1 protein-coding gene is annotated in these 340 nt (G+C 36.2%); it reads left to right on the plus strand.

What is annotated here, in order from left to right; translation table 11 throughout:
- Window positions 1-105 precede the first annotated feature (105 nt).
- Window positions 106-340: hypothetical protein (locus tag ACNKXV_RS13695; RefSeq protein ID WP_417908282.1), on the plus strand; the 235-nt coding region annotated here is incomplete at its 3' end.

Below are 340 nucleotides of genomic sequence, written 5' to 3' on the forward strand. Positions count from 1 at the left end.
AAACAATTGAGATACCGGAATGGCCATCTACGCCTGAGGAAAATCTTTGTAGATGCAGAGCTGATGGCTGCTATGGAGGAAATTTAATTTCATTTAGGCCGCGATGTGGCCAAGGGGATTGTTCTGCATCTACTTCAAATTGCCCAGATTGATTTATTGTTTAATCCAAAGGCTAGGAATTTCCCTAGCCTTTTAATGATGTTTATTTATATGAATAAGTTTGTTTTAGTTGTTATCGGAATTTTCATTTTTTCCTGCCAAAGAGAAAGCCAAAGTAATGTACCTCTGTTTCAAGAAAAGAACCTAACGCTCAACTCAATAGAATTTGACTCATTAATTT

Origin of the sequence: Christiangramia aquimixticola (assembly GCF_048285835.1) — a bacterium.
Lineage (GTDB): Bacteria > Bacteroidota > Bacteroidia > Flavobacteriales > Flavobacteriaceae > Christiangramia > Christiangramia aquimixticola.